Source organism: Nocardia sp. NPDC059229, from assembly GCF_042754165.1.
Lineage (GTDB): Bacteria > Actinomycetota > Actinomycetes > Mycobacteriales > Mycobacteriaceae > Nocardia.
In genome coordinates this window covers 1-13530 of the sequence record NZ_JBHZAK010000052.1, presented here as the reverse complement: position 1 = coordinate 13530, position 13530 = coordinate 1, and the positions used below count along the sequence as shown (strand labels likewise).

The following is a 13530-nucleotide window of genomic DNA, read 5'->3' as shown; positions in this document are numbered from 1 at the left end:
GTGCTGGAGGGCCGGCCGCTACGCGGCCGGCCCTCCTCAACAGGCACGCAATACACCGAGCACCCCTACACCACGCACCCACACCATTTCGCAACAGCCCGTTTCGCGCCAATTCCTCAGCGGTAGTGCGCGCTTAGAACGGTTGCACTGCGATCGGTCCGCGCATGGCAATGCACTCTCCTGCCGCGACCCGCGCGATTCGGACGGCAGCGTGGCAAGCCGGAAGACCAACCGGCCGAGATCATCTCGGTCGGAAGTCGAACGCGCCCCACAGCCGGGATCCCCACGCAACCGGCCTGCGGGCTCGATCCAATCCGAGCCGAGCGCGCTGGACCTGTTCCGGTGTAATGGTCATCTCGGCTCCGGTCGGAATACCGCCCGAGTCGACCGGCGTGTAGTCGAGGATGCACTCCAGACCCTCGGCCACGGCGAAGCGAACCACGCCGGCCAGCTTCTCGACCGGATCCACACTCACCTGCTCCATCACACCCTCGATCAGAAAGAACGGATCGACACCCAGCAGGACCGTCGCCTCGTAGCAAAAGAAGTCGACCGAACTGTCCTGATAGGACAACTCGAAGCCGAACATCCACTCTTTCACATCAACCCGAGACGTGCCCAGCCATTGCATGACCACACTCGAAATCCGTTCGCTGGCACTGTGCTCGATAGTGCCGCAGAAGGAAATGCAATTCACCCGCCCACCTCACTCCACCTGTCAGAGGTCAGCGGAACGTCCGCAACCGGCAATGAGCGAGTCTGGAGTGACTTCGCTCTCTGTGTTGTTCGTGGGATTCCCTGTGTGCCAATGGAATTCTAGGATCGACTGTGCGGTCCCAAGGGAGGAAGACCCATGACGGAATCAGCATTTGCTACCCAGTCGGTAGCGCGGCCCCTCGTAGTATTCGATGGCGACTGTGCATTCTGCACTGCCAGCATCGATCGCATCCGGAATCGAATACGACCGGATGTCGATTTTGCTCCGTGGCAACGACTCGACCTGCCCGCTCTGGGACTAACAGAACAACAGGTCGAAAACGCTGTCCAGTGGGTCGACGGTGATGGGGGCCGTGCCTCCGGGGCGCGCGCCGGTGCACTGCTATTGCGACGCACCGCACAGCCTTGGCGAGCAGTAGGCACTGTCATGCTGATTCCGCCGGTCAACTGGCTCGCGGCAGCGCTCTACCGCCTCGTCGCCAAAAACCGGCACCGCCTCCCCGGCGGTACCGCGGCGTGTGCCTTCCCGGGCCCGAAGCAGGGTTGACGGAGCACCGCGCCTGCTAGGAATGGCTCCGAATCACGGACAGCAAGCCGACCGGCGCACGCCAAACAACCGCACCGCACACCGCGCTAACCGAACCGGCCAGCCGTGTACTCACCAATTCCGGTCGGTCACGAAGGCCCGGACGGTCGCGCCGGCGTCGTCGGGCATCCGGTCGGACTTGGCCCGGTTACCGGCGCGATGGGCCGTCTGCTTGTTGCTGCGCTGCGTCATCGGTACAGCCGGATCCGGCGGGCGGTCGTGGATGGCGGTCCTCCTCGAATGGTCGAGGCGCGGACCGCAGCACCGCCCGCCCGCCCGTCAATCGATGCTCTGCACTCGCACGCGGATCGGCATGTCATCGAATGTGGTTTCGACGATGTCGCCAACCAGGTGCCCCAAGAGAGCCTGGCTCGCGGGCAGGCTTTCCGAGTACCTGTCTGAGATCGCATCAGCTTCGCTGTCAGGCACGATCGTGTAGCGGAACTGCATCGCAATCGTGCCGTCAAAATGGCGAGCGGTGGTGCCATCCTCGTTGACCTTGGTCAGGATGAGGCCCGACCCGACGAGCACGATCTTGGTCTTGGGGAGGAGGTTCACTCTCCACCTTTCCGTAGGTGGACAGGCCGGGATTAGCCTTGCCCGCCTTGGTATCTCGTGATTTGCCGATACCGTTTCAACCGAACTCCGGGACTTTCCGCCGGCTCGCGAGGAAGTCTGACCGAACGGACTGGCGCGATCGGAGGACCGAACTCACTGCGGTGCCAAACATCCTCTTCTGCCGCTTCCCGCGCTGACCGCAGCGGCCAGCGCGTGGTGTCGGAAGATCGACTGGCCGTGCCGATCCGAGACCGGCAGAACGTCCGCAACTGCCGACGACCGGGCGTCGCTCTTCGGTCATCCTGTGATTCACCTGTCGGATTTGCGGCGGGGCATCGCGGGCATCAATCGTGGCATCGGTGGTAGCGGTGCGGACGCCGGTGAGGCTTGGAACGCTTGGATCATGAGGGCGGCGAAGCGGCGGGAGGCCGCGATGCGTGCTGCCGGTGTGCTGGCGTGGATGCCGTTGTTGGCCATGATCATGAGGATGAGGTCGTCCAGCACTATGTCTGGGCGCAGGCGCCCGGTGTCCTTGGCGCGGCGGATCAGTTCGGCGGCGCCGGTGAGCGAGGAGGTGCGGATCGCGGTGAAGTCCATCGCGTGCGGGTAGGCGGACATGAAGGCCGCGGTGAAGCCGTGGTCGCGGGCTTGCAGCTCGCAGAGCTTCTCGACGACGAGGCAGAAGCCGTGCCAGGGATCGGGGTCGGCGAGCCCTTCGTCCACGAGGGTCCGGCAGGCGAGCATCTGATCGGTGAATGCCTCGGTGACCAGCATCTCCTTGGTCGGAAAATGGCGATAGAGGGTGGCGGGGCCGACCTCGGCGCGCCGGGCGATCTCCCGCATCGGCACGTCCAGGCCGTTGGCGACGAACATCGCGCGCGCCTCGTCGAGGATGCGTTCGCGGTTGTCACGGGCGTCGGAACGCAGGGCGTGAGGCAAACGAGTGGTCACCGCTCTCACTTTAGCTAAACGGACGGGGGTGTCCGTTACGGTCGGTTGGCCTGTCCCGATCGAACAGAACACGGAGAAACCAATGCATGCAGTGATGGTCCCAGCGTTCGGAGGTCCCGAGGTCCTCGCGGTGGTCGAGCTCCCCGACCCGAATCCGGCCGCCGGACAGGTGTTGATCACGACCGAGGCGATCGGCGTCGGCGGTATCGACGCCCTGATCCGAAGTGGCGCGCTGGCCGCCTACGGCGCCACGCCCGGTCACATCCCCGGCCAAGAGGTCGCAGGCACCGTGACCGAGGTCGGCGAGGGTGTCGACACAGGGTGGATCGGTCAGCGCGTGTGGGCGTTCACCGGTGAGAGCGGCGGCTACACCGAGCGCGCCGTCGCCTCGGCCGAGACGCTCGTCCCCCTGCCGGAGACCATGTCGGCTGTCGACGCGGTGACACTCGGCAGCTCGGCAATGGTGGCCCACTTCGCTTTGCGCCATGCGCATTTCGCGCGCGGGGAGTCGGTGCTGGTGCGTGGCGCGGCCGGTGGCATCGGAGTCATGGCTGTCCAGCTCGCTGCTCGTGGCGGCGCCGGTGCAGTCGCGGTCACGACCTCATCGGCCGAGCGCGGCGATCGCCTGCGCAAGCTCGGCGCGACCCACGTGCTCGACCGTGCCGGCCGGGGTACAGAGAACGCTCCCCCGGGCTACGACGTCATCATCGACATCGCCGCAGGCGCGGATCTACCGTCGTTTCTCACCAGGCTCGAACCGAACGGTCGCATGGTGGCCGTCGGCGTGATGGCAGGCATGCCACCGGCGGACTTCGGCGCGGAGATGGTCGCGGCCTTCAAGAAGTCGATGTCATTCGCGACCTTCAGCGCCGACACCGTGCCCGCACCCGACCGACGCGCCGCGACCGCCGAACTGTTCGCCGCCGCGGCTCGCGGCGAACTGGAAGCGGTTGTGCACGAAACGCTTTCCCTGGAACAAGCTGTGCTGGCGCACCAGAAAATGGAAACCGGCGAGGTATTCGGCAGAATCGTGCTCACACCATCGGCGAGATAGGCGACACCGCCTCTCACCGCAATATCAACGCACGCACATGCCGCATACCACACTGACCGAACCGGCCAGTGTGGTGCGGCGGAAGATCAACTGGCCGTTGCCATCCGAGCCCGACCGAATGCACCGTAATCAGCGCATGGCGCGCTGACCGAACCGGCCGGCGCGGGGCATCGGAAGATCAACTGGCCGTGCCGATCCGAGGCCGGCAGAACGTCCGCAACTGCTGATGACCGTAGTGGCACATGCGTCGAGGGCGACAACGGCCGAGCGGCTTCGTCTTCGACAACGCCGCCGGCAAGCTCATCGAGGTCGTCTCCTGACCTCACGGGAGAGCCCCGTACGTCGTTTCTTCGGTGAGATTTCTCAGGCGGCGGAAGGGTTTTCGAGGACGATTGCGACTCCTTGACCGGATCCGATGCAGACTCCGATCGCGCCGTAGCGCGCATTGCGTTCCCGCAGTTCGGTGGCCAGGGTCAGGACGTAGCGGGCGCCGGTGGCGCCGAACGGATGACCGATTGCCACCGCGCCGCCGTTCGGTGTCAGCTTCTCGTCGGGGATGATGAAACCGTCCAGCTGGTTGGGCAGTTCACGCAGCACGCCCAGGGCTTGGGCGCTGAATGCCTCGTGTACTTCCCACACGTCGATCTGCTCGGGTGTCAGGCCCGCACGTTGGATCGCCAGAGGCAGAGCCCACGCCGGAGCCAGACCCATGTAGAGCGGATCGATCCCGTACACCGCGGACGACACCACCCGCGCCAGCGGTTCGACGCCGAGTTCGGCCGCTCGTTCACCCGAGGCCAGCACAAGTGCACTGGCTCCGTCGGTCAGGGGAGTCGAGTTCCCCGCGGTCATCTGCGTCGTCCCCGGCTGCGGGGGCAGCGCCGCCAGCCTTTCGGCGGTGGTGTCGTCGCGGATGAATTCGTCGTGCTCGAACAGGCGGGCGGGGGTCTTCCTCGTCGCGCCGATCTCGACCGGCATAATCTCCTTGGCCAGCCGCCCGGAATCCCTGGCCGCCTTGGCATTTCGCTGCGTCCGGAGCGCGAACGCGTCGATTTCCTCTCTGGTCAGCCCGTAGCGGTCGGCGACGTTCTGTGCTGTCTCGATCATTCCGATGTAAGCATTGCGCGCCAGCAGCGCCGGATTGGCGGGACCGCCCGCACCCGCCCACATGGTGTCGAGCAGGATGACCGGGCCACGGGGGCCGAACGGGGTGTCGCCCTTCATGTACGCCCATCCCGACCGCGACATCGACTCGACGCCACAGGCGATCCCGACGCCCAGGTCCCCCGCTTTGATCGCGTGCGCGACATTGATGGTTGCACTCAGGGACGACCCGCAGAACCGGTTGATCGTCGCCCCGGCCACCGTGTCGGGGAATCCCGCCGCCAGCGCCGCCCACCGCGCGACATCACCCATACCTTCGTGGGCCGGATTGACGCAGCCCGCGACAATGTCCTCGATCTGATCGAGACCCACTCCGACGCGCTCGCACGCACCCTTCATGGTCATCCCCAGCAGGTCGTCGGCCCGAATGTGCGACAGCGAACCACCGTACCGGGCGAAGGGGGTCCGAACACCACCGAGCACAAACGCTTCCGCCATCACGATCTCCTTCGACAGTGTCCTCAGGGTCTCAACGAGCAAGCCGTCGTTGCCGCTTCCGATCTTGCCTCGATTCCGAGGAAATCCGCCACACCACACCACAGCGCTCAGCGACGGCGCCGCGGCACTCGGCGTAGGGAAGCTGACCATCAGCGGTGTTCGGATGGCTCGCACCAGCGGCCGAATGTGGATCACGGCGTCTCCGGCCTGAGCGACCGGGGTAGCGACCAAGGCGAGGGCGCTGACTGCGCCGTGTGAGATGTAGGGCATCACGTCGGCGAGGCGTGATGGCGCGCAAGCGATGTCGCTCAGATTCTGGATTGGCCAGATCCTAGCGATATGGGGCGTTTTAGCCGCTTTTCGGAAGGTGAGATCTCCCGCAGAATCGGAACGATCCCAATCGAAGAAGTTGGGCGCGAACAGAATTGGAGAATGCAGTGCCTATTGGACTCGCGCAGGCACAGGCGATTGTGGCCGCTGCCGTGGAGCGAGCACAGGAGATCGGTGTGCCGATGAATATCGCGGTGGTGGATGGCGGCGGTCATTTGCTCGCATTCGCGCGCATGGACCGTGCGATTCTCGGCTCGATCGATATTGCGCTGACGAAAGCGAAGACGTCGGTTCTCTTCAACGGGCCCAGTGAAAACCTGTGGGAATTCTGCAAACCAGGCGGGCCCGCACCTGCCACCGAACTCACCAACGGTGGCCTCATTCCGTACGCCGGTGGTGTGGCGATCAACGACGAGGACGGTGCCTTGCTCGGGGCGATCGGCGTGTCCGGCGGGATGCCGGTGCAAGACGGTGACGTCGCCAGGGCTGGCGTTGCAAGACTCTTCCAGGAGGTCAAGTGATGAAGAAGGTCCTGATAACCGGTGCGGGCAGCGGTTTGGGCAAGGGGACAGCGATCGGGCTTGCACGGGCGGGCCATACGGTGATCGCGACCACGCAGATCTGGCCGCAGGTGTCCGAGTTGCGTGCGCAGGTCCAGGAACTCGGTTTGGCGGACCGTGTCACCGTGGACAAGCTGGATATCCTCGATCAGCGTGATGTCGAGAGTGCCATGCAGTACGACTTCGATACCCTCGTCAGCAACGCCGGCACCGGTTTCGGCGGCCCATTGGCCGAGATTCCGGTCGATCTGGTACGGGAGACATTCGAAACCAATGTGTTCTCGAATCTGAATCTGATGCAGCGGGCAATCCGCAAGTTCGTCGATGCGGGAACCCGCGGCCGCATCGTGATCGTCAGTTCGATGGGCGGCATGCTCACCGCCTACGGGCTGGGTGCCTATTGCTCGAGCAAACATGCCCTCGAGGGCATCGCGGCGACCTTGCGTGACGAATTGGCGCAAGGCGGAACCGGTATCACGGTGCAGACCGTCAATCCGGGCGCGTACGACACTGGATTCAACGATCGGCTGGGCGACAGCACCTTCCACTGGCAGGACGACAGGGTGAACTTCACCTCCAGGTCCTCGATCGAGAAGGTGTTCTCCGAGATCATGCAGGGCCAATACGATCCGCAGGACATGATCGACAAGATGATCGAAGTCATCGGCGCGGACAAGGGCAACTACCGCAACGTGTGGCCCCCGGCGACCGAGGAGCTCATCAAGCAGGTCCAGCAGGATGCGTGGACTCGCCAGGTCGTCTCGGAGTAGCGAGAACAGACAGATTGCCGAGGGCAGCAACGCATGTCATCGTCCCGGATGGCTGGCCCGCCGGGTCCAGGCAGGGTCTGCGGTGATCGGTGGCGCGGTTCTGGCGGGTTCCTGTGCCGACGTCGGAGCGGGCGGATGCGCGGCCCGAAAGGTCGCTCGATAGCTCAGCGGTGGAACACCGGTCTGGCGTACGAAGTGGGGGCGCATGGCTGTCGCGTTGGCGAATCCCGCATGGCGAGAAACGATTTCGACGGTGGTGTCCGTTGTTTCGAGCAGCTCGCGGGCATAGCGCACACGCGCATTGAGCAGCCATTGCAGCGGGGTGGTCCCGAAGTGGGATCGGAAGTGCCGGTTGAGGCTTCGCACGCTGAGTGCGGCGTGGTCGGCGATGTCGGCGAGGGTCAGGGGACGGTGCAGGTTGGCGTTCATCCATTGCAGGGTGTCGCCGAGTAGGGCGTCGGTGTCGGCCGGGGCGGGGTGGGCGATGAACTGCGCCTGCCCGCCTTGGCGCTGGGGCGGCATGACGGTGTGGCGTGCGGTATCGGTGGCGGCTGCGGCACCGAGATCGCGGCGTACCAGTTGCAGGCACAGGTCGAGTCCGGCAGCTACGCCCGCGGAGGTACACACCGTGCCGTCTTCGATGTAGAGCACTGTGGGATCAACATCGACCTGTGGGTAGCGCTCGGCCAATGTGTCGGCGTGTTCCCAATGCGTGGTGGCGCGGCGGCCGTCGAGCAGCCCGGCGGCGGCCAAGATGAAGGCGCCGGTACACACCGACGCGATGCGTGCGCCGCGCGCGTGCGCAGCGCGCAGCGCGTCCAGCACCTTCGGCGGCGGATCGGCGTGTGTGGGCGCGCGGCCGGGAACGACGATGGTGTGTGCCTCGGTGAGTGCGTCCAAGTCCCAGTCCGTGCGCAAATCGACTGCGCCGAAAAGAGAATCGGTGTGTGCCCGGCGTCCGGGGGCGACGATGCGGACTTCGTAGGTGGGTACTGCCGCGAGGAGATTGGCGGTGCCGAACACCTGGCCGGGGACAGCGAGCTCGAAGCCGACCACGTCGTCGAGCGCGAGAACCGCCACGATCTTCATGGCCAGATTGTAGCGATATTAGTCTTTCTGGCCACTGTTGAGGCGTGGTCGATCGCACCAGAATCGGGGATACCGAACGGAAAAGGAGCCTTCACGTGACAGGTCAACACCCCGCGAACAGTGCACCCCCCGCGAAGTTCGCCGACAGGCCGCAACAGCTCGCGGAACTTTTCGTCGAACGCCTGGCCACGGAGGAAAAACATGACCATCGACGCTGACACGCGATCGGAATTCAGCGTGCCGACAACGGAATTGGCAGTCGCCGCCGACGAACTGGCCCGATCGGTGTCACCGGAGTTCATCTACAACCACGCAATGCGCAGCTACCTGTTCGGGCGCGAGATCGCGGCCGCGATGGGAATGCGGGCCGGCACCGACTACGACGACGAACTCGTCTTCCTCGCGTCCATCCTGCACGACCTGGGCGCGACCGAGCATGCCAACGGCAACCAGCGTTTCGAGGTGGACGGTGCCGACGCCGCCGCGGAGTTCCTCACCGGCCGAGGCCTGGACCCAGACCGCGTGAAGCCCGTATGGAATGCCATCGCGCTGCACACCAGCGACGGTCTGTGCCACCGCTTCGGCCCCACCGAAGCCGTGACCCAGATGGGTATCGGAGCCGACATCATCGGCCGCTTCCGCGACAAGCTCGCACCGGGATACGCCGACCGTGTGCACGCGGCATATCCCCGCTACAACCTGGGCTACGCCCTCTCCGAGACGATCGCCGACCAGATCCACGCGAACCCCGCGAAGATGGCATCCCCGATGAGCTTCCCCGCGCACGTGTACCAGCTGCAGTATCCGGACCACGCCCCCAAGGTCACCTGGCACGACATCCTGGACGCCTCAGGGTGGGCCGACAAGCCGACAGCATGAACGAAATCCGGATTTCGGCCGCAGGCGATACGAACGTTCATCACCCGAACAGACAAGTGCCCACCACAGTTCCGCGAGTGTGGACTGTCGCGCAAGCCGCAACCGGTGACCTGTTCGAAGCGGCGAAGGCAGTGTCGTACCGCACCCCGTGCTCAAGTCAGACCCGCTTGGGCAGGACGCGGCCCCATGGAGAGCACATCCTGTAATCAGCGTAAGGCGTTTTGTGTCAAGCGGTTCGGTCGGTACCTCGTCCTGTCGTCGTCCCGGCATAGCGGTAATGGGGTTGGTCCCTGCAGCGCACCGGTTTCGGCGAGGATCGCCGCGGCACCGACCGCCGAGAGTCCGCTGATCGAGGTGACCAGCGTGGTCAACCCGAGCTCGTCGAGCACCGCGACCATGCGAGCCTCGGTGTCGGACAGCCGCTGCCGATCGAGGGCCCAATCGGCGAGCAGTAGCTGCACGCGCTCGAACGCACCGCGCCGATGCGCGAGAACACCGGCCGAATCCTTCAGGGCCGCAAACAGATTCCGCACTATCCGCAGACAGGGCCGCTGCCCGCCAACGCGCACAACACCCCCCCGCACGGCTTGCTCGAGCCGCGCAAGCCCCAAACGCCGGGTCCGGGTCAGATCACCACTGTCACGCTCACAGATCACTCGCATCGCCGCCACCCAGGAACGGGAGCGAAACGGTTGCCGCGCGGTCTCGAGCGCGGCCGGCCACACGCTTCGGCCCGCACGCGGGGCGGCGAAAGATCAAATGGCCGTATCGGTCCGAGGCAGGCGGACCGGACGCACATGCCGAATTGAGTGTCCGCCGCGTCGCTTCTGTGATGGTTGACCTTGACCTAGGGACAACCCTTCAGCATGGTCGGCATGTCTACGAAAACCGCGGCGGTGCAACACTTCACAATTCGCCATGACGGTGTCGCGATCCCCGTATCGCGCGGTGGCAGGGGACGCCCGCTGGTCCTGTGCCCTGGTCTGCTGACGACCCAGGCCGACCTGCGTGAGCTGATCGAGTTGCTACGCCACGATTATGATGTGGTGACCTTTGATTACCGTGGTCACGGCCTGGCGTCGGCCGCGGGCCGGTACTCCTTCGCGGAGTTCCTGAGCGATTTCGCCGCAGTGATGACGGAGCTTCCACGCCTCGGTCTGTCCTCGGTGCCGGTGCTCGTGGGCCACTCGCTTGGCGCGGATCTGGTCGTGAACTACGCCTCCGAGTTTTGCGGGACTGCCGCCGGGCTCGTTCTCCTCGATGGGGCAAACCCGGTACCCGAGCCGTTCCTGACCGAAGCCGATCTGCCGGAGCTCCGCACTCTGTGGGAGGACTTCGCTACCCAGCAGCAGGCCGTCAAGGACTCTCCGCAGCAAGTACTGCTCTCGGTGCAGGACATTGTGGATGTCAATCTCGAAGTGGAGGCGTTCCGGTTCGAGATCCGACAGCGGCAGCGACATCGTGAGCGGATCGCCCGTCTCGTCGCCGGCGACAACCTGGTGCTCCCTCCGCAGGTAGTCGAGTTCCTCGACCAGCTACGGGCATTCGGAGTCGACGAACGGATTGTCGGGGTCGAACGCGACGGCTGGATTCCCCTGGTCACCCGCTCACCCGAGCGGGTCGCGGAGTGGGTGGCACGCAAGCAACGCCAACTAACCGACCCCCAGTTCCTCGACTTCTACCTCACCTTGAGCCAGGCTCTCGACTGGGCCGACGACGATCCCAGACTCGCCGAGCTGGCCGACAGAACAGCTGTCTACCTCACCCGAATCGCCGACGAGCATGGCCATGACTACATCAGCGATATCGACATCGAACCCCCACTCACGGCACTGCTGGACACACTGGCACTGGACACCGCACCACCCGTCCGCCGACTGATCGGGCTACTCGCGCAACGCGGCTGGACCGGCTGGACCAAACTCGAACGCGTCAACCCGAAACCCGATGCCATGACAACGCACTGACATGCTGCATACCGCGCTGACCGAACCGGCCAGCGCCGGGCATCGGAAGACCAACGGGCCGTTGCCATCCGAGTTCCGACGAATGCCCTGTAATGACTCCCCCTTTATGTCAAGAGGCGGGCTGTAGTTCGTTAGGCCGGTTGGTGGTGAGTCCGGGTTGTGGCTTGTCCGAAGGATCGGTGTTCGGGGTAGAGCCGGTCGCGCTGGAGTCAGTAGTCGCCCCCGATTGCCCTCCCGGGCTCGCCGCGTCTCGTCGTCGCTGGTCGGTGAGCATCCGCTGGTAGACGACGTTGGACAGGCGCCGTTTCAAGGCGCGCATCGCTTCCATGGAGGTCTTGCCAGCGGCTTTCTTGCTGTCGTGGTAGACCCGGCCTGGGGTCGGGTTACGTAGTTGGACCACGGCCATGATGTGCAGGACATGGTTGATTTTCCGGTTGCCGGCACGGGAGAGTCGGTGTCGCTGCTGCTGGCCGGAGGAGGCGTCCAAGGGCGCGGTGCCGTTCCAGGATGCGAACCGGTCACGTGAGGCGAAACGGTGGATGTTGTCGGTATCGGCGAGAAGCCGTGCCGCGCCGGAGGGGCCGATGCCGTGCAGGTCCATCAGGGTCGACCCGCGCGCGATCACCAGTTGTTCGAGTTCTTTGTCCGCGGCTTTGGTTTCCGGTCGACGACCTCGAGATCGTCGATCAACTCTGTCACCAGCCGCAGCCGGACTGCGGCCGCGGCATCGCCCGGTTCGAGGGCCTCGGCCAGGGCGCGGGCCTGCATCGCCGACAGGAACCTCTTGGCACCACCGGGTATCAACTCCAGCAGCAGCCGGTGGATCCGGTTGAGCAGTTCGGTGCGGGCACGACCGAGCTCGTCACGACGATCGACCAGCAGACCCAACGCGACCAGCTCCGGATCCGCCTGTACACGACGCAGATTCGGTAACCGCAACGCTGCCAGCGCGACAGAATGCGCATCAACCGGGTCGGTTTTGCGTCCGTTGCCGGTGGCGAACACCCGCACCTGCGCCGACAGTTTCGCGGGCACGTCGATGACGGTCTCCCCGTCGGCGATCAGCCGGTGCGCCACATGCCGGCCGACACCGTTGCATCCCTCGATCGCCCATACACGCTGCGGGAATCGTCGTGCGGCGGTGAACATTTCGTCGTATCCGCCGGTATCGGTGCCGTAACGGCCGGTAGCGAGGATCTTCGCGTTCGAATCGATGATTTCGATAGTGGCCGAGCGTTTGTGCGGGTCCATTCCGATGATGACCGGCATCGGTATCCTTCCAGATCGACGGACAGGTATCCGTGCGAGAAGGCACCGCTACTTCGAGCCAGAGCAGACCCCTTTCCAGCCACACCCGCACGGTAACCCGATGGGACGCAAGCCATTAGCGAGCCACACCGATACTGCTGGCGGGCAGCCGATTACAGAGTTCCCCACCGGGTACCTGGGATTGATCCTGGCCGGGATCAAGTCCTACCACCAGTCTTAAGTAGCCGCATACCGCGCTGACTGAACCGGCCAGCGTGAGCCATCGAAAGATCTACTGGCCGTTCCGATCCGAGGCCGGTCGAAGGCACCCGTAGTGCCAATGAGCCTGCGTTGTGTCGCCGGCAAATGAGGTCCGCATCGATGACGGTGGGTAGTCCTATGTTGGAACGATGACTGTCGATACACACGGCGTGCGCCCCACGGCTGGCGTCGTCGCAACGGATCAGGACCTCGCTCTGATTGCGATCACAAGGGTGTTCGAACATCTCGAGGCTGCTCTCGCGGCGAAGGATGCCGTTGCGTTCGACAGTGTCTTCACCGATGACGTGGTTTTCATCAATCCGGCGGGTGTGGTCTTTCTGAACTGGGATGAGCTGCATGCCTACCACGTGAGCGCGATTCGGAACGGCCCGGACGCCCGGGCGCATTACGCGATTCTGGCGGTGCGGTTCCTTGCCGGTGGACATGCGATCGTCAATGTCGAGCAGACGTTGCGGACATCGGATTTCTCGGTAACCAACCGCGGGACATGGGTTTTCACGGAACGGGACCACAGCTGGTGGGTCGGTTCGGTGCACAATACGAATGTGGCGGGCACCACCGGATAGTCTTGCGGCGGCCGAACAGACCGATTGCTCTTGTGACCGGTGGGCCCCACCGCGAAACGTCCGCACATGCCGCATACCGCGCTGACCGAACCGGCCAGCGCGAGGCGTCGGCGGTGAGATCGACAGCGGCCCAGAGACATCCGCTACTGCCGAGTTCCGTGCGATTGCGACTTCAGGAGGCGGTACGCGCTGTGGCCGGTTAGATTGGTCTTGGACGGGGGATTCAGATGAGTGACCTTTTCGCGGATACGGCGTGGCATTACGCACGGTATAGGCCCGCTTGAGTTCCATCGGTGGTTGCGAACGCTCTTCTGAAGGGACGTTCGGATGCCACGTGGCGGCAATAATCGGATGCCGGTTTCGGTGAAGAA

General features: G+C 64.6%; 15 protein-coding genes. 7 read left to right on the top strand and 8 right to left on the bottom strand.

Going from position 1 to position 13530, the window contains the following annotated elements; all coding sequences use genetic code 11:
* Positions 1-241: 241 nt before the first annotated feature.
* Complete coding sequence (locus tag ACFXHE_RS43630) at positions 242-697, bottom strand: hypothetical protein (RefSeq protein WP_379391601.1); 456 nt, start codon at positions 695-697, stop codon at positions 242-244.
* A gap of 156 nt (positions 698-853) precedes the next feature.
* Here ACFXHE_RS43630 and ACFXHE_RS43625 point away from each other — a divergent pair, with 156 nt between their 5' ends.
* Complete coding sequence (locus ACFXHE_RS43625) at positions 854-1264, top strand: thiol-disulfide oxidoreductase DCC family protein (RefSeq protein ID WP_379391599.1); 411 nt, start codon at positions 854-856, stop codon at positions 1262-1264.
* Between the two features lie 318 nt (positions 1265-1582).
* Here the strand turns inward: ACFXHE_RS43625 and ACFXHE_RS43620 are convergent, their stop codons facing one another.
* Entirely contained in the window at positions 1583-1861 is a 279-nt protein-coding gene (locus tag ACFXHE_RS43620) for a GreA/GreB family elongation factor (protein ID WP_379391597.1), read from the bottom strand.
* Between the two features lie 309 nt (positions 1862-2170).
* On the bottom strand, positions 2171-2812 hold the full coding sequence (locus ACFXHE_RS43615) for a TetR/AcrR family transcriptional regulator (protein ID WP_379391595.1): 642 nt from the start codon (positions 2810-2812) through the stop codon (positions 2171-2173).
* Between ACFXHE_RS43615 and ACFXHE_RS43610 the strand changes: the two genes are divergently transcribed.
* Complete coding sequence (locus ACFXHE_RS43610; RefSeq protein ID WP_379391593.1) at positions 2805-3866, top strand: zinc-binding dehydrogenase; 1062 nt, start codon at positions 2805-2807, stop codon at positions 3864-3866. The genes ACFXHE_RS43615 and ACFXHE_RS43610 overlap by 8 nt on opposite strands.
* Positions 3867-4229: 363 nt before the next feature.
* On the opposite strand, the gene ACFXHE_RS43605 is transcribed toward ACFXHE_RS43610, so the two are convergent.
* Positions 4230-5468 carry a thiolase family protein gene (locus tag ACFXHE_RS43605; RefSeq protein ID WP_379391591.1) on the bottom strand — a complete coding sequence of 413 codons (1239 nt, stop codon included), beginning with the start codon at positions 5466-5468 and terminating at the stop codon, positions 4230-4232.
* Positions 5469-5905: 437 nt separating this feature from the next.
* On the opposite strand from ACFXHE_RS43605, the gene ACFXHE_RS43600 reads away from it, so the two are divergent.
* Together ACFXHE_RS43600 and ACFXHE_RS43595 are read left to right on the top strand one after the other, a co-directional pair.
* Positions 5906-6319, top strand: coding sequence for a heme-binding protein (locus ACFXHE_RS43600; RefSeq protein ID WP_379391589.1), 414 nt, complete (start codon positions 5906-5908; stop codon positions 6317-6319).
* On the top strand, positions 6319-7128 hold the full coding sequence (locus tag ACFXHE_RS43595) for an SDR family oxidoreductase (protein ID WP_379391587.1): 810 nt from the start codon (positions 6319-6321) through the stop codon (positions 7126-7128). The genes ACFXHE_RS43600 and ACFXHE_RS43595 overlap by 1 nt, the downstream gene beginning before the upstream one ends.
* 36 nt (positions 7129-7164) lie before the next feature.
* On the opposite strand, the gene ACFXHE_RS43590 is transcribed toward ACFXHE_RS43595, so the two are convergent.
* Positions 7165-8217, bottom strand: a complete 1053-nt coding sequence (locus ACFXHE_RS43590) for a GlxA family transcriptional regulator (protein ID WP_379391585.1) — start codon at positions 8215-8217, stop codon at positions 7165-7167.
* Between the two features lie 201 nt (positions 8218-8418).
* On the opposite strand from ACFXHE_RS43590, the gene ACFXHE_RS43585 reads away from it, so the two are divergent.
* Entirely contained in the window at positions 8419-9096 is a 678-nt protein-coding gene (locus ACFXHE_RS43585) for an HD domain-containing protein (RefSeq protein WP_379391583.1), read from the top strand.
* Positions 9097-9302: 206 nt separating this feature from the next.
* Here ACFXHE_RS43585 and ACFXHE_RS43580 read toward each other — a convergent pair whose 3' ends face one another.
* Positions 9303-9767, bottom strand: a complete 465-nt coding sequence (locus ACFXHE_RS43580) for a hypothetical protein (RefSeq protein WP_379391581.1) — start codon at positions 9765-9767, stop codon at positions 9303-9305.
* Positions 9768-9971: 204 nt separating this feature from the next.
* Here ACFXHE_RS43580 and ACFXHE_RS43575 point away from each other — a divergent pair, with 204 nt between their 5' ends.
* A complete protein-coding gene (locus ACFXHE_RS43575; protein WP_379391579.1) occupies positions 9972-11063 on the top strand; it encodes an alpha/beta fold hydrolase in 1092 nt (363 codons plus the stop codon).
* Between the two features lie 109 nt (positions 11064-11172).
* Here the strand turns inward: ACFXHE_RS43575 and ACFXHE_RS43570 are convergent, their stop codons facing one another.
* Positions 11173-11664 carry a transposase gene (locus ACFXHE_RS43570; protein ID WP_379391577.1) on the bottom strand — a complete coding sequence of 164 codons (492 nt, stop codon included), beginning with the start codon at positions 11662-11664 and terminating at the stop codon, positions 11173-11175.
* A gap of 20 nt (positions 11665-11684) precedes the next feature.
* Positions 11685-12332 (bottom strand): transposase, encoded by a 648-nt coding sequence (locus tag ACFXHE_RS43565; RefSeq protein ID WP_379391575.1) that lies wholly within the window; start codon positions 12330-12332, stop codon positions 11685-11687.
* A gap of 389 nt (positions 12333-12721) precedes the next feature.
* Here ACFXHE_RS43565 and ACFXHE_RS43560 point away from each other — a divergent pair, with 389 nt between their 5' ends.
* The gene (locus tag ACFXHE_RS43560) at positions 12722-13159 is read left to right on the top strand and encodes an SgcJ/EcaC family oxidoreductase (RefSeq protein WP_379391573.1); all 438 of its coding nucleotides are present in this window, start codon (positions 12722-12724) and stop codon (positions 13157-13159) included.
* Positions 13160-13530: the final 371 nt, after the last annotated feature.